Here is a 25911-nt window from a genome sequence, read left to right on the forward strand (position 1 = left end):
GCGGGTGGTGCGGGGAGAGGACTCTCCCCGCACCACCCGCCGTCCGGGCTCGTCAGCCCGCCATCTCCACGGTGTGCGTCGCGGCATCCGGGTACGTGAAGCGGGCAAGCGCCTCGCACTCCTCGGCCAGCCCGGCACGGTGCTTCGCCGTCGGCTCCGCGAACAGCCGGACCGTGAGAACCGCCTCCTTGCGTGTGGCCCGTGCCTCCCAGGTGCCCGCGACCAGCCCATCGATCAGGATCGTGGGCTTCACCTGCAGATTCGCCTTGACGTAGACGAGGTCCCGGTACGCGGCCGGCAGGATGCGCTCCCGCCGGGTCGGCGCGTACGCGAGCAGCGTGCTGTCGAACGCAGGAAGCAGCCGTACCGGTGCGGCCGTCCTGCCGGGCGTGGTGTCGAGCTCCGCCAGGTCGTACAGCGTGCGGCCCGACTCGTCCTCGTAGAGGCGCAGTTCGTCGCCGAGCTGCTTGAGGACGGGCCGCAGCTGCGTGACCTTCGCTCCCAGCCAGTAGGCCAGGTCATCGATGCCCGCGGGACCGAAGGCCGCCAGGTGCCGGCGCACCAGCGTCTGCTGGGCGGAGTCGGTGTCGGGCGCGTCCGGCTCGAAGGACGGGCAGGGCGCGGCCCGCTGGTACTGGGGCGTCGTACTCCACGTACGGCCGTCCGCGGGCACCCGCACCAGGTCGCAGGTGGTACGGACCGGCCGCCACTCCTTGGCGCGCTGCGCCGCCACCTCCTGCTCGTCCAGCACGCCGGGGTTCCCGGCGACCCACTTGTCGAGGAACTCCGCGAGCTCGGCCCCGCTACGGGCGCCGGCGGCGAACTCCGCCAGCGCGGACCGCAGCCGCACGGCCGCCTCCGGCGCCAACGGCGCCTTGGTCCGGCGCCAGTCGAGCGCGCCGAAAGCCTCCGCGGCGGCGGCGTACTCGGGATGCTGCCGCGCCGTGACCGTGTGCAGGGTGCGGCGCAGAAGCGTTCCGGTGACCAGCCGGCCGTCCCGCAGGGCCCCGTAGAGGTCCTCCGCGTCGAACTCCGCGAGCCGTGACCACAGGGCGACCGGCACGGCCGCCCAGTTCTGTGACTGGATGGCACCCATCGCCTCGACGGCGTCGGTGACGGACCGCCGCTCCCATCGGGCGAGGAGCCCCTGTCGGGCGAGCAAGGTGCGATTGAGCTCGCGGTTCGTCACTTTACTTTCGGACACGCCATCTCCCCGGTCAGACTTCCTGAGCCAGATACGCAAGCATCCTGCGCTCATGAATCACCATCGTGCCATCCCCGTTGAGGTCGACAAGGCCCGTGTCCCGGAACGTCTTCAGGAAAAACCCGATACGGGACCGGGTGGTGCCGATCATCAGGCCGAGGTCCTCGTGCGTGATGCATTCCATGACCAGGCCGCGCTCCTGCCTGGTGCCCATCTTCCGGGCGAGTTCGAGAAGCGTGACGGCGAGGCGGTTCTCGCACTTCATGGTGGCCATGTTGATGATGACCCGCTGCCGCTCCGCGATCCGCCCGATCAGCCGGAGGCTGAAGTCGTCGAAGACGTCACCGCCCCGCAGCGAGGCGATCAGCCGTGCCTTGGGAACCCTGCGCACCACGCTGGGCTTCATCGCGATCGCCGTGTCCGGACGCGGAGTGCCCAGCAGGCCGACTTCGCCGAAGAATTCACCGCGGGAGTGGATCGCGAGCATGCATCGCTTACCGCCGCGCGACCACGCCATCGATTTGACCATGCCCCGTACCAGGAAGTAGATGGACTCGTCGTGGTCACCGCAGTTGTAGATGTTGTCGCGCACCGGGACCTGTACATCCGGTGACGCCAGGGCCATATCGAGGAGCACTGATTCCAGCGACCTTTGCGTTGCGGACCCCACCACGTGTGCGACCCGATCCGAACGGGTTCTCGCTGCGGACACGGTGCCCCCCATTGTCGGCCGATGACTTCTGGCATAAGACATTGAGCCAGCTCGACCTTTAGTTCTGGCGAGGTCTTCCTGTACTCCGCTCCGCGGGCGCGGTCAGCCGAAGTGCCAGCGCGGCCCGTCCGGGCTGTCCTCGATCACGAGCCCGGACCGGCTGAGCTGGTCGCGGACGGCGTCGGCGGCGGCCCAGTCCTTGCGGGCCCGGGCCGCCTCGCGCTGCTGAAGGACCAGCCGTACGAGCGTGTCGGCCACTCCGTGCTCGCTCTTTCCGGCCACCGTCTCGCCGCGGTCGCCCCGGCCCGCCCAGTGCGCGTCGAGCGGGTCGAGGCCGAGGACACCGAGCATGGCGCGCACCTCGGCGAGGCGGGCCACCGCGGCTTCCTTGTCGTCGGCCGCGAGCGCGCTGTTGCCCTGCCGGACGGTGGTGTGCACGACGGCGAGCGCCTGGGGCACCCCGAGGTCGTCGTCCATGGCCGCGGCGAACGCGGCCGGCACCTCGGCGGGCGTGACCGGCCGTCCGGCGTAATCGGTGGCCCGCTGGACGAAGCCCTCGATCCGCGCGAACGCGGAATCGGCCTCACGCAGGGCCTCCTCGCTGTACTCGATCATGGACCGGTAGTGCGGGGTGCCCAGGTAGTAGCGCAGCACGACGGGCCGCCGGCGCCGCGTCATCTCGCTGACGAGCACCGAGTTGCCGAGGGACTTGGACATCTTCTCGTTCGCCATGGTCACCCAGGCGTTGTGCAGCCAGTAGCCCGCGAAGTCGTCGCCGAACGCCTTGGCCTGGGCGATCTCGTTCTCGTGATGCGGGAAGATCAGGTCGAGCCCGCCGCCGTGGATGTCGAAGGCGGAGCCCAGGTACTTGTGGGCCATCGCCGAGCACTCCAGGTGCCAGCCGGGACGGCCACGGCCCCACGGCGTCTCCCAGTCGGGGCCGCCCGACCTGGTCGCCTTCCACAACGCGAAGTCACGCGGGTCCCGCTTCCCCGTCTCACCGTCGCCGGACGGCTGCCTCAGCTGGTCCAGCTCCTGGCGGGACAGCTGCAGATAGCCGTCGTACGAGCGCACGTCGAAGTAGACGTTGCCGTGCGCCTCGTAGGCGTGCCCGCGCTCGATGAGGCCGCGCATCATCTCGACCATCTCGGTGACATGCCCGGTCGCGCGCGGTTCGTACGTGGGCGGCAGGCAGCCGAGGGCGTGGTACCCGTCGTTGAAGGCCCGCTCGTTCTCGTACCCGATCGACCACCACGGCCGGCCCTGCTCGGCCGCCTTCGCGATGATCTTGTCGTCGATGTCCGTGACATTGCGGACGAAGGTCACGTCATAGCCGCGGTACGTGAACCAGCGGCGCAGGATGTCGAAGTTCAGCCCCGACCTGATGTGCCCGATGTGCGGGGCGGCCTGCACCGTCGCGCCACACAGGTAGATCGAGACGCGGCCCGGCGTGAGCGGGACGAAGTCGCGGATCTGCCGGGCGCCGGTGTCGTACAGACGAATGGTCACGCCTTCTCCCATGTCGGCAAGGACTGTGCGACTGCGGTCAGTAGTGCTCTTCGGCGACGACCAAGGACTGCGGCATCGTCACAACCACGGGGTCCGGTGATTTCCAGGGGAACCCGTGCCGTATCTCGATCTTTCGGGCCGGAACACCTCCGCTCACATCGATCGCCAGGGCCACGAGCGCCCTCGGGGAGGGTTGCAGCTCCACGAACTGCCACAGCCCCGACTCGTCACAGGGCGGCGGCCTGAATTCGAGGACGCCGCGCTCCGCGGACAAATTGAAATCGAAGGAGTCGAAGGGAAGACTCATGCCGAGCCCGCGTGCCTTGGTGTATGCCTCTTTCAACGTCCACAGCCGGAGCAGGGCGTGCGGCCGGCGTTCCTCCGGCAGTGCGCCGAGCCAGCGCTGCTCACGATCGGAGAACACTCCCGAGAACAGGTCGAGCCGGCTTCTCGACGTGCGGTCGACCCGTTCGACATCGATGCCGACACGTCTCCCGTAGCCGACGGCGACCGCGTTCACGCCCCGGGTGTGCGAGAGGTTGAAGTCGGGACGCATACGGGAACGGCGGGCGACCGCGTCCTCCCCGTCGAGGAACGGGCGGCCTTTCGCCGTACGCCTGATACGCAACTCGGATTCCGGAAATCCGAGTTCAAGACTGAGGACGCGGCGCACAAACGCATGCGCCACCAGATACTGGTCACGGTCCCGGTCGAAGATGAACCGGCTCGCCGTATGCCGTTCCTCCTCATCCAGCCAATGACAGGCAAGCGTCTCCGCAAAGGCCATCGGAAGGTCTTCGTTGTTGCAGACCCAGACCTGCACCGCACTCAACTCCGAGCCGATGGAGCCATATCGAGCTTCGGTCACGAGGATGCCTCCACACCATGGCTATGCGCGAAACGCAAGGGACGCGTTGATCCCGCCGAAAGCGAAACTGTTGCTGAGCGCCGTACGCAGCGGCCGCCGTTCACGCGTCCGGCCGACCAGTGGCAGCCGGGGTTCGAACGGCTTGTCCAGATTGGGGTTCGGATGGCAGACGCCCGCCCTCATCTGCAGCACGGTGGCCACCGCCTCAAGGAGCCCTGCCGCGGACAGGCAGTGCCCGATCAGGGGTTTGCTGGAATTGATGGCCGGCCTGCTCACACCCGTCGCCTCACCGAAGACTTCGAGCAGCGAGGCGGCCTCCGTCTCGTCCCCGAGCACCGAGCCCGTCCCATGCGCGTTCACATAGTCCACCTCGTCGGGCCGCAGCCCCGCGGATGCCAACGCGGTCTGCATGGCTTTGACTTGACCCGCCGAGCTGGGCGCGGTGCCCCGGCGTGCGTCCAGCCGCTGTCCGTGACCGATGATCTCGGCCTTCACCTCTCCGCCCCTGGCCCGCACGGCCCGCGCCGGTTCGAGGACCACCGCGGCGGCCCCCTCTCCGCGGACGAAGCCTCTGCGCTCCTCGTCGAACGGCCTGCACATGCGCTCGGGAGCGTCCGGGAACCCCTCATGCGCCAGGGCTCCACTGCGGCGGAACGCCTCCACCTCGACAGCGGAGAGCTCGGCCACGGGCGCCACGACGACCACATGGTCCGCCCAGCCGGCGGACACCATCCGCGCCCCGTGGATCAGGGCCAGTGATCCGCTGGCAGAGGCTCCACCGACGACACAGCCCTCGCCGCGCACACCGAGGAGTTCGCTGACCGCGCCGATGACATCGACGTCCATGTGCGTCAGCGCGTACGAGGCGCGGAGTCCGGCAGGCGCCCGGTGATGAGCGAGCGCCGTCTTCGCCTGGTGCGCCAGGGCGAGCTGGCTGCCCGCGACGAGCACGGCGGCACGGCGGCCCCAGAAACGCCGGTCGTCTCCGCGGTCCTCGGCCATCGGCAGTCCGGCGTCGAGTACGGCCTTCAGCGCCACGCAGGCCGCGGTCTGTGCCGGCGCCGCCGCCCGCCCCACGACGTGGCGCAGAGACGCCACGGTCCGCGGCAGACCGTCGAGATGCCGCAGCGCCCACTCGGCCGCCCTGAACTCACCGAGCCGCGCCATGGGCAACGACCGCTCGGTCTCCCCGGCCCCGTCGGCACCGCCCACGGACACCGCACTGCGGCCTTCGAGCAGCGCGGCCAGGAAGGTGTCGAGCTCCTCGGCGAGCGGGGTGAGCACGGCGGCCCCGCTGATGGCCACGTTCATGCCGGTCGGCCTGCGCCTGCCGATGGATCCGCCGACACCTGCATGTACTCGGCGAAGACCGCCACCAGCGCCCCCAGTTCCTGGGCGGCTCCGAACCCGCTCACCGGAACCTGCACGCCGAGCGTTTCCTGAGTACCGATCAACACGTCCATGCGGTCGATGGAGTTGGCCCCGAGCTCCCTCATCGTGAGGTCGGGTGTGATGTGCACGCCCAGCAGATCGGGCAGTACATCGACCAGGTTCCGGGTCAGAGCGGCGAAAATCTCGGATTCAGTCACGCGAAACTCCTAGCTCGCGAGGCAGACCGGAGGTCAGTCCGCGAGGGTGTAGTCGAACGCATACGAGTGCTTCCCATCGGCATTCACGATCACCATCTCGCCGGCCAGTCCCTTGAGTTCCCCCGTTCCGGAGTCCGGGACCATGACCACACTCAGGGCGAACTTCCCGCCCGACATCGTCCCGTTGTGCTGCAGAACGAAGGTCCCGCTCCGGCCGTGGAGCGTGGCATTGACCCGCTCCATCGCCACGTACCCGGCCGACGTCCGCACCTGGCCCACCGTGCGCAGCACCTGGAGGGAAGCGGTGCCGTCGAGGTCACCGCGGAAGACCTTGCTCACGGTGGCACTGAACCGCGACACCCCTTCCTCCTCGTCGTGCACACGCTCGTCCCATTCCGTCTCAAAGGTGCCGACTGCCTGAGGCATGAAACTCTCCAGAGTGTGAAGCAACGCAAAACCCGCACCGGGAACCCCCGGCCGCGTCGAGTATCCCGGTCGACACCGAACCGCCACAGTCAAAAGTGAGCACGCCCGCGCACCTCCCCACACGGAAAAACGCCAAGGGCCCGACTCCGAGGAGCCGGGCCCTTACCGACCTGCGTATGCGCCGGATCAGCGACGTGACGCCGGGGCAGCCGCTACACGTTGAAGCGGAATCCGTAGCACAGAGCTCCCACCTGCGGATACTCAGTTCCTGAGAGGGGCATCCCAGCACGGGCGTTCTATCCCAGCACCATGCAGGCCGGGCGCCCCTCGATGGACCCGCAAGAAGGGGTCCGCCTGGCCCTTGACGCTCAGGATCCACCGTTCACGAATGTCCAGCGATTCAGCATCTCCCTATTTCTTCGCGGCACTCGCCGGCACGGCAATGCGGCGTTCCCGGTCAGTCGGCGGTGCCGGGCTCCACGACCCACTCGGCTTGCACCCCGCTCACCGAGGCGATCATGTCGAAGTCGCCGTCGTAGTGCAGGACCGTGACCCCATGCCGTTCTGCGGTTGCCGCGATGAGGACGTCGGCCAGCGACAACGCCCGGTGAAAGCCGGCGTTCAGCGCCAGCGCCTGGATCGCGAGCGCCTGCTCGAACTCCTCGTCGTTGCAGGGCAAGTAGTCGAAACCACGGAGCAGGGTACGCAGGCGCAGCGCCTCGGGCTTTCCACGCGCCGAGTACAGAACCTCATACTCGGTCGGCGCGCACACTGCCAGGAGTCCATCGCGGTCCAGTACATCCAGCCGCGCCCGCACTGCCGGACTGCCCCGGCGGGCCAGCGCGGACTTGTCGATGAGGTAGCGCCCTTTCACGCCGCAGAAGCCCCGTCTTCGCGCTTGAGCGAGCCGTCCGGGTTCCGCGGCCCCGTCTGCGACCGGATCTCCGCAAACACGTCATCAAACTCACCATCGTCAATGGCATCGAACAGCTCCCGGCGCAGCCGCAGCCTCACCCCCTCCTCCATGGCCGCCCGCACCGCGGCGGCCTTCGTCCTCGCCCCATACACCCGCATCGCCTGCTCGACGATCTCCTCGTCCAGATCGATCACAGTCCTGGCCATCAGTTGTCCCCTTCACAGCTCGACGCTCCAACAACGATATCAATTGGGAGTAAGAAATGGCATCAAAATGCTGGAGCGCGTCGAGGGTGCCTCGATCGGAGCCGGGCGCACGACCTGGACTGGTTGATCAGCTTTCCGATCGGCGAGCAACTCGGGACGACCCTGTACGAACACCCTGACCTGGGACTCGGCGAACGAATCGACGACATGTTGCCGGAGCGGCACTCCGCAAGACACTGGAAGCCGGCAGGAACGAACCCGGATACGGCAGGCCGCGCTCCCCGCGACGATCGGCTCGTGGTCTCGGGAGGGCTCATCAGTGTGGAACCTGGCACCGGCGGCGCATCCGCGTCTCAGCGCAAACCCAGCACGGTACGAATGACCAGGGATGACGACAGGTGTCGAGGAGTCAGGTAACCCAGCACCGGAAAAGCGCCAAGGGCCCGACTCCGAAGAGTCGAACCCTTCCTGAACTGCATGTTTGCCAGATCAGCGACGTGGTGGTGTGTCGCCCGCTACACGTTGAAGCGAAACTCCACCACAAGGCTGTGACCTGCGGAAATGCTGGCGCATCCCAGCACCATCCCAGCACGGGATACGCGACAAGGCACAAGAACACCGAAGATCGCCAACGCTACCCGGCACGCACACGCCTGAAGTCGGGAGAACAGGCAGACACCTGGTACCAGGCCAGCCGCCTGACTGGATACGTCGCAGCAGTAGGCGTCCGTGCCGCATCACTTCCGCCCGGGCAGGAGCGGACCGAGGTCGAGGCGTGGCTCGCGTTCGCGGATGCGCACCTCCAAAACCTCACCGAATCGGCCTCAGCGCCGAAACTGCCCACGCCGCCGAAACCCAGCGGCGACGACCTCAAGCCCTTCCTCGGTCACTGGAGCCCCTACGGACCCCGCTCCTGCTGAGCCGGACCAAGGGAAGTCACACCGCCACGAGCCGGACCCGCTCGCCGCACAGCTTGGCCATGTCGTCAATATCGGAAGTCAGCATGACCACGGGGCGGTGCTGTCGCAGCGCGGCCTCGGCGACCGCCGCATCGATCGCGTACTTGTGCCCATGCAAACCGGCGTTCATCAGCAACTTCGAGGCCGCCCTCGCCTCCTCGTCACCGACCGGGACGACCCGCAGCCCGGAAAGCACCCAGTTCAGGCGTGACTTGTTCGTACGGGCGTGGACGGCCTCGATGATGGTGAGCGCACTGATCACGACCTCCATGCCCCGCGAGCGCGCCTCAGCGATCAGGGCCACCACCTGCTCGTCGTCGGCGAGCAGCTTCGAGAATCCCTGGCTGTCGAGGACCAGCGTCCCCTCGTGACTCAGCCTGCGGCGGGCCACTCGGCCTCCTCGGCGAACACCTCGTCGAAGACCTGGCGCGCCCGCTGCCGGGCCGGCTCGGAGACCGGCCCCTTGCGGCTCTCGTAGTCCGCCAGGTACTCGTCCAGGGCCTGGCCGCGCAGCTCACGCTCGACCGCCTCGGCGATGAACGCGGAGAACTCCCGCTTGCCCACCCGCGCCCGGATCGCCTCCGCGGTCCCCTCCGGCAGCGACAGGCTCACCCGCGTCGCCGGGCCTTCCCCAATGCTGTACGTCGACTCAGCCATGCCCCCGATTGTGTCAAACGAGTAGGAAAAGTGCCACGTCCGTACTACCTTCACAGCTCGGTCAACGCCCTGCTCGCACAAATCCCAGCACGGGCGCCCTCATCCCATCCCAGCACCATCCCAGCACGGGAAAAACCAAGGGCCCGACCCCGAAGAGCCGGACCCTATTTGACCTGCATGTTTGCCGGATAAACGACGTGGTGATATGTCAGCCGCTACACGTTGAAGCGGAATGTCTGCGGACTGATCCTGACCTGCGGCGGAGCCCCCTCCAGGGCTCTGACCTGGAATTTCCTGGTTGGCATACGTTGGCTCCCGACGGCCGTTTACGGGTGTCCTGCGGACTGGCTGCGGACTGGCCGGGCGGGTGAAGGCCGAGAAATCCATGGCGCACCGGCGGGACCGGCAAGGAGACTGCCCAGGTGAGCGACCGCTACCCCTGTCCCTGCTGCGGGCACCGCGTGCTGGACGCGATGCCCGGCTCGTACGAGATCTGCCCCGTCTGCTTCTGGGAGGACGACGCCATCCAGTTCCGCTGGCCGGCCATGGCAGGCGGGGCGAACAAGGTCTCCCTGATCGAGGCCCAGCGCAACTACCAGGACTTCGGCGCCTGCGACGAGCACGGCCGGCGGTTCGTCCGCCCACCGGCCGAGGACGAGCCGCTCGACCCCGCCTGGCGCCCCATCGACCTGAAGTGCGACTCCTTCGAGGACTGGGAAGCCGAGGACCGCGCCCCGTGGCCCGACGACCACTCGGTGCTCTGCTGGTGGCTGCCCACTTTCTGGCGCCGGGACCACCCATGACCACCCGCATCGAGAGACTCATCCAGCAGCTCGATGACTCGACCGGCCCGTCGTACGACTCCCGCGCAGAACTGATCGGCATCGGCTCCGACGCCATCCCCGCCATCATCGACGGACTGCCCTCCCTCGACCGCTTCGGTCAGCTGACCGCCATCGAGGTCTTCGAAGAGGTAGCGGACCCACGTTGCGGCCCCGCTCTGATCGCCCTCCTGCGCAGCGACGACTCCACCGTCCGGGAATGGGCGGCGATGGCCTTGGCGAGCCTGAAGATCGACGGCGCGGTCGAGGCTGTGCGCCGCGCCTATCGCGCCTGCCTGGAACGGGCGACGCCACCGGACTGGAGCGAGCCGGAAGGCATCCGCTGGGCCCTGACCGAACTCGGCGCACGCACCCCCGTCGTCCCGCCGCTCACCGCGCGCCTACGAGCCACCGCTGCGGACGACGCCCCCGGCTGGCCCTCGGCCCACTTCACCGAGATCATCAACGACCTGGCCGACCACGCCCAGGTGATCCTCTACTCCCAGTTCTGGCGAGTGGACGCTGGCCGCACGTACGGCGTCTCCGGCACTGGCCTGGACTGGGAACTCGACTGGACCGCGCCCTGGGAGCACCGGGTTGAAGAGTCCCGCACGTGGTCCCTGCTGGAAGCCTCCGAAGCCCCCGTCGGCGACAACATCTTCGTCGCCCCCACTTGGATCGACCGGACCGACCTGCACCCGGAGAGGTGACCGATGCTGTCCCAGCACCCCGAGGAAGTCGGCTACGGCCATGTGGTCGAGAGCTACGTGACGAGGATGTACGGCGGCCTCCCGCGCTATCTCGTACTGAATGGCGGGCGGTTCCTGGGCCCCCGGTGGTGGCACACCACCCGCTTCACCCGACATCTGCTGAATGACGCCGCCGCGATCACCGACGAGGAACTGGAAGCTCTCCTCGGGTACGAATGGCGCTCGCGCCTCACCGCCGCCTGGCTGATCGGCGTCGACCGCCGCGAACGGTTCCGGGCACGCATCGGCGACCTGCTCCTGGCCAGCGAGGTCTGCTACTCCGGCAGCGCCTACTGCTTCGCCCTGGCCCGCTTCGGCACCCACGCCGACGCCGCAATCCTCACCGCCTACCTCGACCACTACCTCCCCCGCACCGACCTCCACTACGACCAGCCCGCCGCCCTCGGTGCCCTCCTCCGCCTCGACGCCCTCCTCGGCACCCACCACGCCGACCGCTTCACAGAGCCCGACGGCCTCTGGGACGAGTGGGTCAAGGGCGTGGGACGCCTCGGCTACCCCAACCACACCCCCGCCGAACAGCGTCGCTGGATAGACCTCCACTGCGAGTTCGCCAACGGGTGGACCCGGCCGTAGCAGCCGCCTGACTGCGGCTACGTGAAGTCCGCGTACGCCATGTATCGGCCGCACGTGCGGCACATGAAGAGGTAGCCCGTGGGCTGACTGTCCTTGTCCAGAGCGCCCAGATAGCTCTCCATCGCCTCGGCAGACCACCCCCACGCGCCAACCTCGCTGCGAAGCGCCTGCAGGGCATCCGGGAACATGGCCAGCTCGGCCATCCCGACCGCCCCCAGGAACGCCGCACCATCACCGCAGTGGAAGAACCACTGCGGGTCCTGCCAGGAGGAGAAGCCCGGCGTACACGCATCGACGGACATCACGACCTCAAGCGGGACATCGTCCCCGATCGGGTCACCAATGAAGTGCGCGTCGTACTTCGCAGCCGCGCTGCCATCCGCGATGCACCACGGGCACAGCAAGCTGGAAAGTTCCTCGACCGCGTACCCCGGGCCCGTGTAAATGAACCCCCGCGCCCTCCCGCAGCAAAGGCACGTCGTGCTGGACTCAACGACCGCCCCGGTCGCCAAGGGGTCGGGGTGGTAGGGAAAACCGGGCAACTCCTCGGACATGCCGGTCACGCTACCTGCGCACAAGAAGGCCGTGCCGGACTGCACCCGCCCTCGGTCCGAAGGCGGTCACGGCCGCAGCAGCCGAGCCTGCGGGTCATAGCAGACGAGCCCCATCGATGCCGCGAGATCGGCGGCGTAGGCCGAAGCCTCCTCGGCCATGCTGTACCGCATCGGGAAGTAGATGAACGGCCCGGACGCCTCGCCGATCAACGGCCCCGTCGACCAAGGGGAGGTGTCCTCCTCGTCCTCCGTGAGATCCACCCACCGCGCCAAGAGCCCAGCAACGTACTCCGCGATACGCGGGGAGGGTGGGAACTCTTCCTCCGTGTCGATGTAGCGGTCGTACATCTGCGTGAGGACCTCGCCCGCGATCACATCGTCAGCGGGCTTGCTGCCTTCCCACACCGCCAGGTCGTAACTCATGGCCGAACTGTGCCACGCCCTACTGACAGCACCGGCTGGCGTCGACCAGCAGGCCAGCCGCACCAGACGTCCGACCGCGCTGTTACGTTCCGTCCCATGACCGCATCAGACGACCTGCTCCGCCGGATCGAGCAGGAGCCTTCCCTTGCCACCGCGCTTGCCTGGCCTGGCGATTTCGACGTCGAGCGTCGGGATCCCATCGAGGAACTTACCCTTCCTACCAGGAGCCCCCTACACCCGATAGCCGGTTGCGGCGCTGGCGGCACGTACTACTTGTGTGGGGAGGCCGGCGCCGAGGAGAGGCCCGTCCTGTACGCCGACTCGGAGGGCCAAGCCACATTGATCGGCGCCGACTGACGGCGGCCAGTAGGAATTCCCCACGTACGGCCAGCTCGATTCCCCAGTCGGCTGTCACAGTCAGTAGCCTTGGTGCCGGCTCGCGGATCTGGCATGAGGGGGTTTTGACATGGCTCGTACGTGGCTGTCGATCCGGGTGGAGTTGGTCTCTGGTCACGGTGCGGACCTGTGGCCGCGTCCCGGCCGGGTATTCGCCGCTGCTCGGTCGCATTCCTTCGCGCAGCTCGCCTCGGCCATCGATCTCGCCTTCGCGCGCTGGGACTTGGCTCACCTGCACCTGTTCACGTTGTCCGACGCCGCCCACGTCAGCCCGCTGGACTGGTGGGACGGCGAGGCCCCGGACGGCACCGTGGACGGCCATGTGACCAAGCTGAGCAGGCTGGAGGCCGGCGAACAGTTCGCCTATGTCTTCGACATGGGCGATGACTGGGCGCACCTGTGCACGGTGGCGGAGAAACGCATTGATCCCCTCGATGAACTCGGTGAGGTGCCCGACCGCCCGGTTCCCTACTGGGGCTGGGGCAACCTCCCGGACCAGTACGCGCGCCGTTGGGACGGAGACGACGGGGAGTCGCCGATGCCGAAGCGGCCAGCCCGCGGCCTCAGCGACCTGCCTCCGATCCTGCCGTGGTGGGGCGAACGCCGCCGGGTATGACCTCACGCTGCGTACACGGAGTGGCCGCCAGTGGGGAATTGAAGTGGCCGTGGTGGGGAGACGAAGTGGCCGCGAGCGGGGAAAATTAACTGGCCGCTGACAGCCGACCTCGTCGACGCCATCACACTCATCGTGGTGCTGCCCTTCTGGCGCGACCTGGCGAAGGGCTTCGCGATCAGCGAGCTCGGCTCGGACCTTCGGGCCGACCACCCGGACTTCGACGCCGAGCGCGACCGCCTTCTGCACGCCCTCGGGCTTGCCTCCATCTCCGAGGAGGAGGCTGCCGCTCGCCTGCTGGCTGTGGCTGCACGCACGGCCCCGGACTACGTGCCGCGCGTACCGGACGACGATCACCTGCCGTACGAGCTTCTGTTGCCGAGCAGCCCCGCATAGCGAAGCCAGTGCTTGACGTCAGTACCGGGCGATGACCTGTCGCAGGTCCGTGCCCAGGAGGTCCTCCAGCGCCTGGATGCTGGCTGGTGGTAGTGGCAGCTCGCATTCTGGGTCTGTGGTGACGAGGCTGTACCTGGCGAATCCCGCAGCCTCGACGTAGTCGAGGGCGTTCAAGTCCGTCTGGGCAGAGCAGCAGGGCATCGTCACGGCAAGCGCGTCGAAATAGCCGTCCGGAAGGGCTGCCGTGTCCATCGCGTCGCCCCACCAGTCTTCGATGTCGGAGCCACACACGGGGCACCGGACACCACACCAGTTCTCCCCGGGATCAATGAAGGCTGTGCCGGGGATGTCCCAGACGTCGTAACCGCCCAACGCCTCAGGAACCAGTTGTCGTAGCCGGGCTTGCGCAGCCTCGCTCGCAGCGGGCGCAGGCGAAAAGTGCGGGTCCTTGGGTATGAGGTGGAGCAGCGTGATGCTCACGCTGCCGACCAGCCGTCCAGCGAGACCTCCGAGCCGTCATTCAGGTAATGGCGGAGGGCGCTGGCGGTGGTGTCGACGAAGGCTTCGGGGATGGCGTCGGCGTCGACCCAGCAGACCTGCGAGTGCTTGCGGGGTTCGCGGTTTTCGGGTTCGCCGGTCCATTCGTGGGCGGCGAAGACAACGGTGAGGAAGCCGTTGGGGGCTTCGACACCCCAGGCGCCGTGGATGATGTGGGCGACCTTGAGGGACTCGGGCTTCACCGTGAGGCCGGTCTCCTCGTAGAGCTCGCGGACGGCGGTCTCGGTGATGGGCTCGCCCGGTTCGCTCTTGCCGACAGGGAGGTCCCACATCCCCTGGGCGAACTTCGCGTTCTCGCTGCGCTGGAGGAGGACGACGCGGTTGGCGGCCTTGTCGTGGACGATGACGGCCGCGACCAGCAGGGTCATCGATTCGAGCGCCGGCTTGAGGGCCTTGGGCTGGTCGTCGGTCTGCTGGGTCACGGTGTTCCCTTCGTCGGGCGGGTTGTTGGGCATGTTAGGCGAGGGCCTCGCGGGCGCGGCGGGCGAGATCGGCGGCACCGGGAACGCGGCGGCGCTGGTAGACCGCGAGCGTGGAGCGGATTGAGGTGATCGCCTTGCGGGTGCGGTCGGAGGTCATGCCTTCCATGAGGACCAGGGCTTGGGTCCAGGCTGCGACCGCTTCGTCGGCGCGGGCCTGGGCGGCGAGGCTGTCGCCGAGGTCGGCGTGGGTGAGGGCGTGGACGCGCTTGTACTTCGCAGGGTCCCAGCGGGTGAGGGCGTCTCGGTGCTGCTGTTCGGTGCCGATGTGGTCGGCGAGGTCTGTCAGGGTGCGGGCGGTATGGCTGGCCACGGTGCCGGCGGCCGGGCCGCTTACGCAGGAGTAGCTGGGCTGGGGACCGTCGTCCCGTAGGAGGGCGTCCTCGGCTGCAAGCAGGGCGCGTGCGGCCGACGAGTTCTCGTCGGTGGCGGCGTAGGCGCGGGCGTGGGTGATGTGAAGGAGGGCCTCGGTCTGGCCGTCGACGTGGCCGAGGCCGCGTCGCAGGGCGCCTTCGACCAGGTCGATGCAGTGGTGGGGCTGTTTGAGGCTCAGGGCCTGGTGGGCGAGGGCGCGCATCATCCAGGCGGCGTGGCCGTGGGGGTCGGCTTCGCAGGCGAGCTTGTAGCCGACCTGGTAATAGCGCTGGGCGGCGCCTTCCTGGCCGAGGTCGTGATGCTTCCACCCTGCGAGGTAGGCGAGTTCGGCGACAGCGCCGAAGGCTGTTCGGCGTAAGGCTTCGTTGGGGAAGCGTCCGCGCAGCATGGGGGCGGCTGTGTCGGCGAGGTATGCGGTGACGGTGGTAAGGCCGTGCCCGCCGCCGAGGCGCTCGTCGGCGGCGCTGAAGGCCGCGGTGATCTGGCGTACGACGTCCACGTCCTCTGCGCCGGCCATGGACGTGCCGGTGCGGGCGCGGAGCATGCGGGCGGTGGCTTCGTGGTCGTAGCCGAGCGGCATGGCGACGCCGGCGGTGGTGAAGGCCGCGATGGCGAGGAAGCGTCGGCGCTCGACGTCGGCGCGGCCTAGGTGTACTGACCCGTGAGGTTAGGGACGCGGCTGGCGGGTGGTTGGCCCTTGAGCGCGGTGTGTCCGCGGTGGTGATTGTAGGTGTGGAGCCATCGCGAGTAGGCGTCACGCCGTTCGGTCTCGGTCCGATATGCCTTGGCGTAGGCCCACTCGTCCAGCAGGGTCCGGTTGAACCGCTCGACCTTCCCGTTTGTCTGGGGCCGGTAGGGGCGGGTGCGCTTGTGTGAAATGCCCTGTGAAACAAGTGAGTTGCGCCAGAGGTACGACGTGTAGCAGGAACCGTTGTCGGTCAGGACGCGCTGGACGGTGATCCCGGCGGCGGCGAAGTAGGCGTGGGCGCGCTGCCAGAATCCGACGGCGGTTTCCTTCTTCTCATCGGTGAGGATCTCGCTGTAGGCGAGACGGGAATGATCATCGACTGCGTTGTGCAGGAAACTCATGCCGGCGCCCGCCCGGTTCTTGCGGCCTGCTTGGCGGCCGAGGGCCTTGTGGCCGCCGCCGTCGGGAATGTTGCCGAGCTTTTTGATGTCGACGTGCACGAGGTCACCGGGGGCGGCATGCTCGTAGCGGCGGATCACCCGGCCGGTCGCTCGGTCCAGATGGGCCAGGCGGGCGAGTTTGTAGCGAGTCAGGACGCGGTGCACGGTCGCCGGGTTCAGCCCGAGCAGATAGGCGATGCGGGCTGGTCCCCAGCGCCGCAGGACACGGACCTTGATGATCCGCCGCTCGGTACGGGTCGGTGTCCGGCGCGGGCTGTAGTGGGGCCGGGAGGAGCGGTCGGTCATCCCGGCCTCGCCCCGCTCGCGGTAGCGCCCCGCCCACCGCTGAGCCGTGGTGGGCGAGACCTGGAAGCGCTCGGCGGCCCGGCGCAGAGGCCAGCCGTCCTCGACGACGCAGCGGGCCAGACGCAGACGCCCGGTCTCGGTCAGGGGTGCATTACGGTGGGGCATGAGGGCCTTCTGATCGTTCCGTGTAGATGTCGCAATCCACACCGAACCCGGAAGGCCCTCACTCGTTCAAGATCCCCAAGCCGTGGGATCCGTCACCAACCTCCATGGACAGAACACCTAGGTCGGTGACAGCGAGGACGGGGTCGGATTCCGCCGGCTCTTCGTCATCACCGGCCTGGAGGCCAATCTCGGTCTGGGTGATCGGGCGCCCCGCTCGGCGGGACAGCGCCTCGGCCAGGTACTGACCTACCCGGCCCGAAGGGGCACGGGTGCCGTTCACCCAGTGCGAGATGGCCGACTTGTTGGTCTGGAGGATCTCGCCGTTCCCGGCGGCGATGCGCCGCACGTCTCGGGCGAGGGCCTCGTAGGTGCAGCCGACCGCGTCGATGACGTCGCGCAGACGGGAGTTGGGTTCTCTCTGCGCCGCCACGATCGCCTCCGCCCTGGAGCTGTAAACCGCGTATACCGCTTCAACTGCCTTCCACCGTACCCACTGAGCGTGACCACCGGTTCACTTATCAGCAGCCGCCCGGAACGGCGCGACCGCGATCCAGGCTCCCCCTTGGTCCGGGCGGCTCCCCGAAGTTCCGTACGCCCACACCGGGCTCGGGCATTCCTGTGCCCGAACCCGGCCGATCAGAGACGGAGACACGGTGACCACCATCGACACCACGGCCATCACGGTCGAGCTGCCCGAGGCGTTCGACCCGCGCTGGAGCCGCCTGCCCGGCATCCAGGTCGACGGCCGGCGCATCACGATCGACCCGGCCGAGTACTTCTTCCGCTTCGAGTCCAACTCCTGGCTCGTCGCCGACTGGGAGCTGGTCAAGTCCCAGCTCCTGAACGTGGACGAGACGACCGAGAGCGCGGTCGAGCAGCTCGCGCTCGACTTCATCAAGAACCACGGCGAGTCCACCTCCGACGCCGCCCGCGTCCTGGCCACCGCGTACGAGGTGTACGCCTACCTCTTCCGTGACGAGCACCTCGCCGGTCTCGGACTCCCGCAGATCACCGCCGATCACCTGCGGATGCTCCGCGAGGCGGCCACGCTCATGGCGCTCAACAAGGTAGAGCTCGACGGGCACATCTCCAACGTCGGCCCGTGCTGGTTCTTCCCCGCCGCCACCTCCGTCGTCTTCGACCTGGACGACGAGACGGGCGGGATGCTCGACGAGGTCTACCACGGCGGCTGGTTCAACGAGCACCGCCGGATCGAGTCCATCAAGGCCCACGCCGCCCTCGGCGGCCGGCTCGTGCACGGCTGCCAGTCCGTGCCGGACCAGTCCGGCGGAGTGGTCGCGCCCTACGGTGCCTCAATGGCCAACTTCCGTGACGACCTGGCCGCGTTCAAGGCGGGCTGGATCGAGCAGGTCTACGCCCACCGCGTGAACCCCGCCGCGTAACCCCACCCGATCAGGCTCCGGGGCGGGCCGACACCTCCCTCCCGCCCGCCCCGGACGCCACCCTCACCCTCCGGAGCCCACACGTGACCACGAACCCCAGCGCCGAACTCCTCGACAACCTGCTCACCGTGGTCGGCCAGACCACCGCTGTACGGGAGGAGGTACGCGTGTGGTCCATGTCCGGCGTCGAGCGCGTGATCTTCCCGGACGGCTCCACGGCCATCTTCAAGTACGCCAAGAAGCCCTTCGACAGCGAGGACCAGGCCCTCCGCCTGGCCCACGCCCTCGGCGTGCCCGTCCCCCAGGTCCACGCCTCCGCCGCCCTGGACGGCTGGCTCGGCATGCTCATGGAGGACCTCGGACCGTCCGTCCGCGAGGCCGACGACCTCGACGGCGTCGCCGCGGCCGTGATCCTGCACGGCACCCGTACGGCTCCGCCCTTGCCTGTCCTCGACCAGAACCGGCTGCGCACGCTGCCCGCCCGGGCGCTGGAACACCTCGAACGGCTGCGCAGGGCCGACCGGTGGCAGGACGCCGACGACGTCGAGGACGCGCTCGACAGGATCGCCCAGGCCGCCGAGGCCCGCTCGGTCGGAGCGACGCTGGAACCGTTCGGCTGGGTGCACTCCGAGTTCCACCCCACCAGCCTGCACATCGGCGAGCGCGGCTGGCGGCTGCTCGACTTCGCCCGCGCCTTCACCGGCCCCGGCCTGCTCGACCTCGCAAGCTGGCACGGAACCATCGAACCCCCGCACCCCGTGCGCCTGCGCGTCTTCCTGGACCAGTACGTCACCGCCGGCGGCTCCCCCGACGCCCTCGCCCCGCGCGGCGGGCTCACCGCCGAGAACTGGGCCCTGGGCTGGCACCGCATGTGGGCCGTCGAGTGGTTCATGGAGCAGTCCATCCGCTGGATCAACGACCCGGCCACCGACCCCGCCTACATCAAGGCCGTCCGCCGCCACCTCACCGACGTCCTCCACCTCCTGGAGATCTGACGTGCTCGCCCAGGCATCCCCCTGGCACGCCCACGCCGTCCAGCGCACCGCCGCCGGACTCGCCGAACCCCTCTCCGTACCCGCCCGGATGGAATGGACCACGAGACCCGGCCAAGGTCCCGGCGCCGATGTCCTCGGGCCTGACCTGCGCGGCAAGCGGCTCCTGGAACTCGGCTGCGGCCCTGGCCACAACGCCGCCCACCTCGCCACCCGCCACGGCGCCAACGTCACCGGCGTCGACCTGGTCGGCCTCCAGGTCCGCCGCGCCCGCTCCCACTACGGACGGCTGAACAACCTCACCTTCATCGCCGGCCACGCCCTGCACTACCTGCACGCCTCCGCCGAGCAGTTCGACGCGATCTACTCCGTCTTCGGCGCCGTCGGTCTCGTCGCCCCCGAGCTCCTGCTCCCGGCCATCGCCCAACGCCTCACGCCCGGCCGGGTGCTCGCCTTCTCCGTCCCACACTCGCAGCGTGGCGGCCGAAGCCCCTCGAGCGACGACCGGCCTCGTCGTGACCACGTCACTCTTCCCGATCGCACCCGACTACCCATCGCCCGCTGGGAGTTCTCCACAGACCGGTGGGAGAAGCACCTCAGCCAGGCGGGCTTCTGGCTCACCTCGGCCCAGGAGTTCCACGACCCCCGCATGGGCCACTGGCCCACCACCCTGCTGATCCGCGCCCGCAAGCTCTGACCAGCCATTTGCCCCGGCTTCCCCTGGAGGAACCGATGCGCCCGCCCTACCTGCTCCTCGACATCGACGGCGTCCTCATACCCTTCCCTGACCAGCACGGCTCGACCCCGGCCACCCACGCCCGCCACGACGTCGTCCCCGCCGGCCGGAGCGCCGACAACCCGGTCACCGTCTGGCTCGACCCTGACCACGGCCGCCTGCTCATGGACGTGATCCGCACCGGCCTGGTCACCCCGGTCTGGTGCACCAGCTGGCGCCAAGACGCCACCACCCTCATCGGGCCGCTCCTCGGCCTTCCGACCCTGTCGTACGTCGATCTCCCGCGTCCGCAGATCACCACCAGCCACCCCAACGGCTACCTCTGGAAGCGCGACCACGTCGACGCCTGGCTGGGCGACGCCCCCGCCGTCTGGATCGACGACGACTTCACCGGCCTCGACCACGCCTGGGCGGCGGAGCGCGCCGCCCGCGGGACGGCGACCCTCCTCGTTCAGCCCGACCCACACCTCGGGCTGCAGCCCGAGCATCTGACTGAGGTGACGAAGTGGGTCGCTCAGTTACCCGTAGTCCGAGCCGCCTGACGACTGATGCCCTCGCTGCCACGGACAGCGAGGGCATCAGGCTGCGTAACGGGCGGCCCGAACGCGACCTCGACTGGTGGGCTGGCGTATTCGGGCCTCCTCGCCATGAGTCACGCCACGTCAGGCCGTCGACCCGTTGAGGCGGTACTCCTCGGAGGGCATCGAGTCCCATTCGGTATTCGCGCCGTCGCGCGTCACCATGAACAACGGGCGCGATCGGAGGACCGGCCCGACTAGTTGCCCGCGCATGACGACCCCGGGATCATCCGGTCCTGCGTAGCCCTCGGGCGTGTAGCGGAAGTACACGTCCATTGCCTCGGCATACGCAATTGCGTCGCTCTCCAGCTCCGACAGGTCTCGCCCGACCAGCCGGATTCCGTCGTATGCGACCTGGGGACCGTACACGGCGTCGACAGCAATGCAGAAGAGGCCCACAGCTTGACTCACATAGGTTGTGACGGCAGATGGAGAAGGAGCCGCCCCGTGACGGCGGACCTCGACCTTCCAGGTCGGCGAGAAGATCGCGTGGTCCGGTGCACAATCGCTGACCTTCGTCTGGCCGAGTGTCTCAGCCGCCTCGACCACTTCGTCGACGGTCATACCGAACCGGAGCGGTCCCACTCCGACAGCCGGCGCATAGGACCACTCGTCCCGTCCGGCGACTCCGAAATCGGCTTCGGCCTTGACCGCCATAGTCGCCCCTCTAGAGACACCTGAGAACTCACCGGCGCCCATCATGTCAATCACCGACCAGCAGACTGCCGGGGTGCGGCCGGGCGCGAAAGGCTGTGAACTCAGCGATCACCTCCGGCGACGGCTTCCGGTGCCCACGCGAGGGCTGGATAACGGGTCCCGCTGATCGTCTACGAGGTCGCCGGCCTGGCGGCCGACGACTGCGGAGTGGGCCACGGCCGGTCGTCAGGTGTCGTTGCGGGGCGGCCGGCCAGTACGTAGTCGCGGTACTCATCGCCCGCCATGGTCTGGTTTACCCAGCGTTCGAGTGCGGCTCCGGTTTGGCTCTCGGCAGCGTGCATGGCAGCAAGCGGCTCACTCGTGGTTGCCAAGAGCAGGCCGAAGTCCTCTTCCCCGTCGTCGAACAACGGTGGCAGCGAATCCAGGTCGCCAGTCAGGGGTTCGCAGTCGAGAGCGGTGTGGAGGTAGACCTCGTAAGACCCTCGGGACGGTCGTATTTCGACCCAGCGGACCCCCGGCCTCTCGGGGGTTCCAATCGGTCCAAGGAACTGCTCGACGGAACGCCCCCGCTTCAGGGCGCCGAGGATGAATGGTTCTGCGAGATAGCGCACGCCGGAAGGCTACGGCGTGATGAGGACGCGCGCCCGCAGAAGGGCATCTGACCGGGGTCAGCGGTGTCGACCGTGCTCTTCGGACCTCGTGGCCACTGGTGCGACCGGAGGATGCGGCGTGGCGGACCTGGCCGAGGTGCCGCTGATGGTGCTTCGGCTGCGAGCGGCTTGCGTCCGTCGGTTCGGCTGAGCGGTGATGCGCCAGTTGAGGATCTCGGCCGGGCGCTCCGCGCTGTCGAGTTCCCGCTGGGCACCCACCTTCGCCAGGAGACGTCGGGGCTTGTGGCCGGCGGTTTCGGCCTGGGCGAGGGTTGTGGTCAGGGCGGTCCAAGTGGGGTCGGCGAGGATCCGGTCGGCGTGGTCGGGGAGAGTCGCGCGAACGTCCTGCTCGAAGCGGCGGGCGGTTGCGGCTCGTGGTGCGCGGCGGGCCAGGTCCGCCAGGACGGGTGCGGCGGCCTGCTGGTAGCCCGCCTGGAGGTGGCGGAATGCTTCTTCGGCCGCAGCGGCCTGCTGTTCGTGGCCGCGTTGCTCGTGCCACTTGGCGGCGGCGCGGGCCAAGTGCACGGTGGCGAAGAGCAGGGCGATGGCGAGCCCGCCCGGCTCGCTGGAGGCGTAGGCGAGTTCCTTGGCGGCCTTGCGCAGGGCGGTGGCGGCCTGGTGGTCGGCGCGGGTGGCGGAGCGGCGGGCGCGGTTGAACGCCATCGCCGCCGCCCGTAGTTCCGCCCGGTGTGGGCCGGTCGTGGCGCTGGCGATGTTGTACAGGGCATCGCCGAAGGCGGCCAGGTAGCCCTGGGCGGCGGCATCGTCACCGGAGTCGAGAACGGTGCGCGCCGCGTGTATGGCGGTGGTGGTGTGGCGCCATGGGTCCGTGGGGTCCGCCACATACCGAGGGTGGTCGGCTACCTCCTGGTCGGAGAGGCGTTCGCGTAGGCGGTTGATGGAGAGGTCGGGGGCGAGTTTGGAGCCGCCGTACCAGACGGGTTCGCCAGCCGCGTTGGTGTCGCCTGGGGCGGCGAGGCTGTAGCCGATGACGTCGCCGGTCTCGGGGCCGATGCGTGTCTTGACCTTGATGCCGAGGGACTGCAGCACGGTGAAGTAGTCGGCTTCGGTTCGTACGGCGGCGGCGACCGCATACGCCTGCTCGCGCAGCCAGTGCCGTGCCGTGACTGTCTGGCCCTGGCGCTCGGCCTTGGCGCGTTCGGCGCCGGTGGGGGTGCGGGGCGCGGTGAGGTCGCCGGACTTCAGGCGGCGCAGGCCGAACTCGGCTTCGATCTTGCGGCATTCGGCTTGGGCCCGCTGTCCGTCGCGGCGGGTGCGGGGGCGGCGTCCGTCGGCGCGGACTGTGGTGGCCATGATGTGGATGTGGTCGTCGGCATGGCGTACCGCGATCCACCGGCACGCTTTCTCGTCGCCTTCGGGTGCGACGCCTGTGGCGTGAACGATGCGGCGGGCGACCTCGGCCCACTCGGCGTCGGTGAGGTAGCGGTCGCCGGGCGCGGTACGGACCGGGCAGTGCCAGACGTGCTGAGGTGGCTTCTTGCCACCCAGCTCGCGGGTGCGCAGGTCGACGTGGGTGTCGAGGCGCTTGGCGAGCTGGGTGTAGGTGGCTGCCGGGTCGCGGCCGGGGTCGGGGGCGCCGGCCATGTCCCAGGCGGCGACGATGTGCGGGTCGGTGTGTTCGTCGCGGCGGCCGGGGCCGAAGAGGTAGACGATCAGCCCGCGGGTGTCGGAGCCGGTGGAGACGTCAGGAACCATGTGCGGTGCCTTCCGTCAGGAGCTGGTCGATCAGTCGGTAGCTGCTCTCGGCGGCTTGCTCGACGCGGTCCAGCACCGCCTCGGCACGCTCGGGCACCGCTCCTCGGTGGATGGCTGCGGTGATCTGGTTGAGGTTCCTGCCGATGCTGTTCAGCGCGACCGTGTGTGCCTCGACGGCCTCGATCAGCGGGCGGACCGGGTCGTCCTCCGGGCTGCCGACGAGTCCTGCCTTGCCGAGGGCGAGGGCGGCGTCGCCGACGAATCCGGCGAACTTCTGACCGCGCTGGTGAGCGGCGGCGCTGATCACGCTTACAGCGGTCCGGGTGAAGCGGATGGTCTTCTCCTGGTCGCGCTTCTCCACGGTGCGCTTGCGGTTCATCAGTGCGGGCAGGACGGGGGCATCAAGATCCCGCCAGGAGAGCTGCTCGACGGGCGGTGGGATATCGGTCGGCGGCTGAGTGCTCGGGGCGACGGAGTCGGCTGCGGGCGGGCAGCGAGTCTCGGCTGCACCCTCCTCCGGCTCGGGCGCCCCCTGGCGCTCGGCCTTCTTCTCCGCCACCCCTGGGGCGGGGGCAAGCGCGGACGAAGCCTCGTTAGAGGCTCGTTCGTTCCAGCTTGCTGCTGATCGGCGGGTCAGGCCGAAGAACCCCTTGAGGCGGCGGGTGGGGGCGTTGTCGGTGCTCGTTTCGGGCATGGTGGTGCTCCGGTGGTCGTGTGCGGTGGGGCTTCGTCACGTCCGTTGCATCCGTCCCGTAGCTGGTCAGGACAGGTACGGAGGCGGTCGCAGGTACGGAGTGATCCGTATCGGCGAGGAACTCCGTCCCCGCGCTGACCTGCGCGGGGACGGATGCGACGGATTGATACGGAGCTGGTGTCAGCGCGTGGGCCTGGGGCCGGCAGACCCGCCAGGCGGACCGATGGGCAACGTCCCCGACGGAGGGGCTGGTGGCTTGCCCTGGGCTCGACGTGCGACCACGGTCTCGCTAGCTGCGGGGGTCGGCTGGGCAGGGTCGGGGCAGTAGCGGGCCCAGGCGTCGAGGAACTGGTTTCGGGCGTACGCCTTCGCCTGCCTGCCGTTCTCGAAGCGGTGGTTGGCCGGGCTGATGCCGAAGTCGCGCAGCAGGTTGGCCAGGTGGTAGGCGTTCAGGCCCTTCGTCCCGTACTCGGACCAGGGCGCCTCGGCGTCCTGGAGGAGGGCGGCGAGCAGGTCGTGGCTGCGCAGCGCCTCCGCGTCGCCCTGCTGCTCGAACACGCGGCGGATGTCCCGGAGCAACCGGGTCTTCAGCGTCGTCTGTTCGTCCTGGACCAGCTCGGTGCGGGTCATCGCCAGGCAGGCGGCGCGGGCCTGGGCGGGCCAGTGGCCGCCGGCCAGGTCGGCAACGATGACCAGGGGCTCCCAGGTGTCCGCGGCCCGGTCTTCGACCGGCATCGGTGGCACCAGCCGGTGTGCTGTCCCGCGCAGCGGGGTCAGCCACGCGGCCAGCCGGTCCCGCAGCGCGTTCAGTTCCGGGACGGAGTGCCGGGAGCGGAAGGGAGCGACCTTCTCGCCGGGCTTGCGCTTCTGCATGCGGAGCACGACGGCGCGGTCCATGATCGTGTCCGGCAGGTCGCCGATGCCGGCCAGCGCGGCCATGGCGAAGGTCGGGAACGCGGTCGGCTTGTGCTCAGGGCCGGAGATCCGCCAGGCGGGGCGGTTGCGCTGGTGTCCGGCGTTCAGCAGGCCCCGGAGGTCCTCCTTGTCGCCGGCCTTGGGGCCGAAGATAGTGTCGGCCTCGTCCACCAGCAGCGTCGGCGGGTCCTCGCCGATGATCCGGAAGACCACCGCCGGCGAGGTGTTCACGGTCATCATCGGCTGGGACACGGTCTCGTGGAGCACGTCCAGGACGCGGGACTTGCCGCAGCCCTTGGTCGGGCCCACCACCGCCAGGCGCGGCGCGTGCTGGAGGGCAGGCTGGATGTGGGAGGCCGCCACCCACAAGGTGACCGCGGTCAGGGCCTCGTCGCTCGGCAGTACGACGTAGCGGCCGATCGCGGCGCGCAGCTCGTCCAGTACGACGGTCCCGTCCTGGTTCCGGTCCGCCGAGAAGCCAGCACGCTCACGACCCTCGGTCCCCGGTCCGGGTTCGGGGACCGTCCCCGGAGCACCGTGGTGACTATGGTCAACCCGGACCGACGGTCCGGGTTCGCCGGCCGACCGACCGGAACTCTCCGTCCGGTCCTCGGCTTCCGGACCGGGGCCGTGGTCCGGGTTCCCGATCCGGTCCGGTAGGCCGATGAGCTGCACGTTCTCCGTCGGTCCGGGTTCCTGGTCCGGGTTGTCCGGGACTTCGGTCCGGGTTTCGGTCGCGGGTCGGTCCGGTCCCGGACCGACCGGACCAGCGGCACGGTCCGGTCGATCGCCGGCCCCCGGAAAGGCGGGCCGGCCGTCTGTTCGGTCTGGACCGAGCCACGGGATGCCCTGGCCGGGGACCGCGGCTATAGGCCAGACGACCTTGTGGGATGTGTTCGAGGTGGCGGGGGACGTAGAGTCCTCCATCGGCGTTCCTCTCAGGTGAGGGACGGGACGGGCAAGTTCC

The 25911-nt window shown here is 69.0% G+C and carries 31 protein-coding genes and 2 pseudogenes; 10 read left to right on the top strand and 23 right to left on the bottom strand.

The window, feature by feature from the left end; translation table 11 throughout:
* Nucleotides 1-52 precede the first annotated feature (52 nt).
* From OG867_RS10040 to OG867_RS10090, 11 genes are all read right to left on the bottom strand, one after another.
* Nucleotides 53-1204, bottom strand: a complete 1152-nt coding sequence (locus tag OG867_RS10040) for a winged helix DNA-binding domain-containing protein (RefSeq protein WP_406284375.1) — start codon at nucleotides 1202-1204, stop codon at nucleotides 53-55.
* A gap of 13 nt (nucleotides 1205-1217) precedes the next feature.
* Entirely contained in the window at nucleotides 1218-1916 is a 699-nt protein-coding gene (locus tag OG867_RS10045; RefSeq protein WP_406284377.1) for a Crp/Fnr family transcriptional regulator, read from the bottom strand.
* A 102-nt stretch (nucleotides 1917-2018) separates the two neighbouring features.
* Nucleotides 2019-3425 (bottom strand): cysteine--tRNA ligase, encoded by a 1407-nt coding sequence (cysS, locus tag OG867_RS10050; protein ID WP_406284379.1) that lies wholly within the window; start codon nucleotides 3423-3425, stop codon nucleotides 2019-2021.
* A gap of 37 nt (nucleotides 3426-3462) precedes the next feature.
* Entirely contained in the window at nucleotides 3463-4293 is an 831-nt protein-coding gene (locus tag OG867_RS10055; RefSeq protein WP_406284381.1) for a 4'-phosphopantetheinyl transferase family protein, read from the bottom strand.
* Between the two features lie 21 nt (nucleotides 4294-4314).
* Complete coding sequence (locus OG867_RS10060) at nucleotides 4315-5604, bottom strand: beta-ketoacyl synthase N-terminal-like domain-containing protein (RefSeq protein ID WP_406284383.1); 1290 nt, start codon at nucleotides 5602-5604, stop codon at nucleotides 4315-4317.
* Entirely contained in the window at nucleotides 5601-5882 is a 282-nt protein-coding gene (locus tag OG867_RS10065; RefSeq protein ID WP_406284385.1) for a phosphopantetheine-binding protein, read from the bottom strand. The genes OG867_RS10060 and OG867_RS10065 overlap by 4 nt, the downstream gene beginning before the upstream one ends.
* A 33-nt stretch (nucleotides 5883-5915) precedes the next feature.
* On the bottom strand, nucleotides 5916-6308 hold the full coding sequence (locus OG867_RS10070) for a DUF3224 domain-containing protein (protein ID WP_328902083.1): 393 nt from the start codon (nucleotides 6306-6308) through the stop codon (nucleotides 5916-5918).
* A gap of 457 nt (nucleotides 6309-6765) precedes the next feature.
* Nucleotides 6766-7182, bottom strand: coding sequence for a PIN domain nuclease (locus tag OG867_RS10075; RefSeq protein ID WP_406284387.1), 417 nt, complete (start codon nucleotides 7180-7182; stop codon nucleotides 6766-6768).
* Nucleotides 7179-7430 (bottom strand): type II toxin-antitoxin system VapB family antitoxin, encoded by a 252-nt coding sequence (locus OG867_RS10080; protein ID WP_148020499.1) that lies wholly within the window; start codon nucleotides 7428-7430, stop codon nucleotides 7179-7181. The genes OG867_RS10075 and OG867_RS10080 overlap by 4 nt, the downstream gene beginning before the upstream one ends.
* Before the next feature lie 936 nt (nucleotides 7431-8366).
* A complete protein-coding gene (locus OG867_RS10085; RefSeq protein WP_406284390.1) occupies nucleotides 8367-8780 on the bottom strand; it encodes a PIN domain-containing protein in 414 nt (137 codons plus the stop codon).
* Nucleotides 8762-9046, bottom strand: coding sequence for a hypothetical protein (locus OG867_RS10090; protein WP_406284392.1), 285 nt, complete (start codon nucleotides 9044-9046; stop codon nucleotides 8762-8764). Before OG867_RS10090 ends, OG867_RS10085 begins: the two co-directional genes overlap by 19 nt.
* A 422-nt stretch (nucleotides 9047-9468) precedes the next feature.
* Between OG867_RS10090 and OG867_RS10095 the strand changes: the two genes are divergently transcribed.
* The 3 genes from OG867_RS10095 to OG867_RS10105 are packed head-to-tail and all read left to right on the top strand — an operon-like array spanning nucleotide 9469 to nucleotide 11210.
* The gene (locus OG867_RS10095) at nucleotides 9469-9849 is read left to right on the top strand and encodes a CPCC family cysteine-rich protein (protein ID WP_406284394.1); all 381 of its coding nucleotides are present in this window, start codon (nucleotides 9469-9471) and stop codon (nucleotides 9847-9849) included.
* Entirely contained in the window at nucleotides 9846-10577 is a 732-nt protein-coding gene (locus tag OG867_RS10100) for a HEAT repeat domain-containing protein (RefSeq protein WP_406284396.1), read from the top strand. Before OG867_RS10095 ends, OG867_RS10100 begins: the two co-directional genes overlap by 4 nt.
* Nucleotides 10578-10580: 3 nt before the next feature.
* Nucleotides 10581-11210: a DUF6000 family protein gene (locus OG867_RS10105; protein ID WP_406284398.1), complete on the top strand. Its 630-nt coding sequence runs from the start codon at nucleotides 10581-10583 to the stop codon at nucleotides 11208-11210.
* Nucleotides 11211-11227: 17 nt separating this feature from the next.
* Here OG867_RS10105 and OG867_RS10110 read toward each other — a convergent pair whose 3' ends face one another.
* On the bottom strand, nucleotides 11228-11764 hold the full coding sequence (locus tag OG867_RS10110) for a CbrC family protein (RefSeq protein WP_406284400.1): 537 nt from the start codon (nucleotides 11762-11764) through the stop codon (nucleotides 11228-11230).
* Nucleotides 11765-11830: 66 nt separating this feature from the next.
* Nucleotides 11831-12187: a hypothetical protein gene (locus OG867_RS10115; protein ID WP_128839843.1), complete on the bottom strand. Its 357-nt coding sequence runs from the start codon at nucleotides 12185-12187 to the stop codon at nucleotides 11831-11833.
* Nucleotides 12188-12283: 96 nt separating this feature from the next.
* Between OG867_RS10115 and OG867_RS10120 the strand changes: the two genes are divergently transcribed.
* The 3 genes from OG867_RS10120 to OG867_RS10130 all read left to right on the top strand — a co-directional run bounded on the left by OG867_RS10120 (nucleotide 12284) and on the right by OG867_RS10130 (nucleotide 13592).
* Nucleotides 12284-12544, top strand: coding sequence for a hypothetical protein (locus tag OG867_RS10120; RefSeq protein WP_406284402.1), 261 nt, complete (start codon nucleotides 12284-12286; stop codon nucleotides 12542-12544).
* Between the two features lie 109 nt (nucleotides 12545-12653).
* Complete coding sequence (locus tag OG867_RS10125; RefSeq protein ID WP_406284404.1) at nucleotides 12654-13199, top strand: IS1096 element passenger TnpR family protein; 546 nt, start codon at nucleotides 12654-12656, stop codon at nucleotides 13197-13199.
* A 132-nt stretch (nucleotides 13200-13331) separates the two neighbouring features.
* Nucleotides 13332-13592 carry a hypothetical protein gene (locus OG867_RS10130; protein WP_406284406.1) on the top strand — a complete coding sequence of 87 codons (261 nt, stop codon included), beginning with the start codon at nucleotides 13332-13334 and terminating at the stop codon, nucleotides 13590-13592.
* 18 nt (nucleotides 13593-13610) lie between these two features.
* Here OG867_RS10130 and OG867_RS10135 read toward each other — a convergent pair whose 3' ends face one another.
* The 5 genes and pseudogenes from OG867_RS10135 to OG867_RS10155 all read right to left on the bottom strand — a co-directional run.
* Complete coding sequence (locus tag OG867_RS10135) at nucleotides 13611-14072, bottom strand: hypothetical protein (protein ID WP_406284408.1); 462 nt, start codon at nucleotides 14070-14072, stop codon at nucleotides 13611-13613.
* Nucleotides 14069-14605 carry an NUDIX domain-containing protein gene (locus OG867_RS10140; protein WP_406284410.1) on the bottom strand — a complete coding sequence of 179 codons (537 nt, stop codon included), beginning with the start codon at nucleotides 14603-14605 and terminating at the stop codon, nucleotides 14069-14071. Before OG867_RS10140 ends, OG867_RS10135 begins: the two co-directional genes overlap by 4 nt.
* A 1-nt stretch (nucleotide 14606) precedes the next feature.
* A pseudogene (locus tag OG867_RS10145) lies at nucleotides 14607-15653 on the bottom strand (tetratricopeptide repeat protein); the annotation flags it as partial.
* A complete protein-coding gene (locus OG867_RS10150) occupies nucleotides 15650-16603 on the bottom strand; it encodes an IS481 family transposase (RefSeq protein WP_331720360.1) in 954 nt (317 codons plus the stop codon). The pseudogene OG867_RS10145 and the gene OG867_RS10150, both read right to left, overlap by 4 nt.
* Nucleotides 16604-16703: 100 nt before the next feature.
* Nucleotides 16704-17033, bottom strand: a pseudogene (locus OG867_RS10155) (tetratricopeptide repeat protein); the annotation flags it as partial.
* Nucleotides 17034-17256: 223 nt separating this feature from the next.
* On the opposite strand from OG867_RS10155, the gene OG867_RS10160 reads away from it, so the two are divergent.
* From OG867_RS10160 to OG867_RS10175, 4 genes are all read left to right on the top strand, one after another.
* Nucleotides 17257-18006: a hypothetical protein gene (locus tag OG867_RS10160; RefSeq protein ID WP_406284412.1), complete on the top strand. Its 750-nt coding sequence runs from the start codon at nucleotides 17257-17259 to the stop codon at nucleotides 18004-18006.
* A gap of 83 nt (nucleotides 18007-18089) precedes the next feature.
* Nucleotides 18090-19001, top strand: coding sequence for an aminoglycoside phosphotransferase family protein (locus OG867_RS10165; protein WP_406284414.1), 912 nt, complete (start codon nucleotides 18090-18092; stop codon nucleotides 18999-19001).
* A 1-nt stretch (nucleotide 19002) separates the two neighbouring features.
* On the top strand, nucleotides 19003-19695 hold the full coding sequence (locus OG867_RS10170; RefSeq protein ID WP_406284416.1) for a class I SAM-dependent methyltransferase: 693 nt from the start codon (nucleotides 19003-19005) through the stop codon (nucleotides 19693-19695).
* A 35-nt stretch (nucleotides 19696-19730) separates the two neighbouring features.
* Nucleotides 19731-20276 (top strand): HAD domain-containing protein, encoded by a 546-nt coding sequence (locus tag OG867_RS10175; protein ID WP_406284418.1) that lies wholly within the window; start codon nucleotides 19731-19733, stop codon nucleotides 20274-20276.
* Nucleotides 20277-20396: 120 nt separating this feature from the next.
* Here OG867_RS10175 and OG867_RS10180 read toward each other — a convergent pair whose 3' ends face one another.
* The 5 genes from OG867_RS10180 to OG867_RS10200 form a co-directional block, all read right to left on the bottom strand.
* On the bottom strand, nucleotides 20397-20969 hold the full coding sequence (locus OG867_RS10180) for a hypothetical protein (RefSeq protein ID WP_406284420.1): 573 nt from the start codon (nucleotides 20967-20969) through the stop codon (nucleotides 20397-20399).
* Nucleotides 20970-21139: 170 nt separating this feature from the next.
* Nucleotides 21140-21580 (bottom strand): hypothetical protein, encoded by a 441-nt coding sequence (locus OG867_RS10185; protein WP_406284422.1) that lies wholly within the window; start codon nucleotides 21578-21580, stop codon nucleotides 21140-21142.
* 57 nt (nucleotides 21581-21637) lie between these two features.
* Nucleotides 21638-23335 carry a relaxase/mobilization nuclease domain-containing protein gene (locus OG867_RS10190; RefSeq protein ID WP_406284424.1) on the bottom strand — a complete coding sequence of 566 codons (1698 nt, stop codon included), beginning with the start codon at nucleotides 23333-23335 and terminating at the stop codon, nucleotides 21638-21640.
* On the bottom strand, nucleotides 23325-23894 hold the full coding sequence (locus tag OG867_RS10195) for a hypothetical protein (protein ID WP_406290877.1): 570 nt from the start codon (nucleotides 23892-23894) through the stop codon (nucleotides 23325-23327). Before OG867_RS10195 ends, OG867_RS10190 begins: the two co-directional genes overlap by 11 nt.
* A 315-nt stretch (nucleotides 23895-24209) precedes the next feature.
* The gene (locus OG867_RS10200) at nucleotides 24210-25619 is read right to left on the bottom strand and encodes a DUF3631 domain-containing protein (RefSeq protein ID WP_406284426.1); all 1410 of its coding nucleotides are present in this window, start codon (nucleotides 25617-25619) and stop codon (nucleotides 24210-24212) included.
* Nucleotides 25620-25911 lie beyond the last annotated feature (292 nt).

The sequence above is a fragment of the Streptomyces sp. NBC_00209 genome, from assembly GCF_045206345.1.
In the GTDB taxonomy this organism is placed as follows: domain Bacteria; phylum Actinomycetota; class Actinomycetes; order Streptomycetales; family Streptomycetaceae; genus Streptomyces.

Coding starts and splice junctions, on each gene's coding strand:
- OG867_RS10105 (WP_406284398.1), top strand. CDS start 10,581: ATGCTGTCCCAGCACCCCGAGGAAGTCGGCTACGGCCATGTGGTCGAG.
- OG867_RS10190 (WP_406284424.1), bottom strand. CDS start 23,335: ATGGTTCCTGACGTCTCCACCGGCTCCGACACCCGCGGGCTGATCGTC.
- OG867_RS10110 (WP_406284400.1), bottom strand. CDS start 11,764: ATGTCCGAGGAGTTGCCCGGTTTTCCCTACCACCCCGACCCCTTGGCG.
- OG867_RS10125 (WP_406284404.1), top strand. CDS start 12,654: ATGGCTCGTACGTGGCTGTCGATCCGGGTGGAGTTGGTCTCTGGTCAC.
- OG867_RS10120 (WP_406284402.1), top strand. CDS start 12,284: ATGACCGCATCAGACGACCTGCTCCGCCGGATCGAGCAGGAGCCTTCC.
- OG867_RS10080 (WP_148020499.1), bottom strand. CDS start 7,430: ATGGCCAGGACTGTGATCGATCTGGACGAGGAGATCGTCGAGCAGGCG.
- OG867_RS10100 (WP_406284396.1), top strand. CDS start 9,846: ATGACCACCCGCATCGAGAGACTCATCCAGCAGCTCGATGACTCGACC.
- OG867_RS10115 (WP_128839843.1), bottom strand. CDS start 12,187: ATGAGTTACGACCTGGCGGTGTGGGAAGGCAGCAAGCCCGCTGACGAT.
- OG867_RS10175 (WP_406284418.1), top strand. CDS start 19,731: ATGCGCCCGCCCTACCTGCTCCTCGACATCGACGGCGTCCTCATACCC.
- OG867_RS10140 (WP_406284410.1), bottom strand. CDS start 14,605: ATGCCCAACAACCCGCCCGACGAAGGGAACACCGTGACCCAGCAGACC.
- OG867_RS10090 (WP_406284392.1), bottom strand. CDS start 9,046: ATGGCTGAGTCGACGTACAGCATTGGGGAAGGCCCGGCGACGCGGGTG.
- OG867_RS10060 (WP_406284383.1), bottom strand. CDS start 5,604: ATGAACGTGGCCATCAGCGGGGCCGCCGTGCTCACCCCGCTCGCCGAG.
- OG867_RS10150 (WP_331720360.1), bottom strand. CDS start 16,603: ATGCCCCACCGTAATGCACCCCTGACCGAGACCGGGCGTCTGCGTCTG.
- OG867_RS10070 (WP_328902083.1), bottom strand. CDS start 6,308: ATGCCTCAGGCAGTCGGCACCTTTGAGACGGAATGGGACGAGCGTGTG.
- OG867_RS10180 (WP_406284420.1), bottom strand. CDS start 20,969: ATGGCGGTCAAGGCCGAAGCCGATTTCGGAGTCGCCGGACGGGACGAG.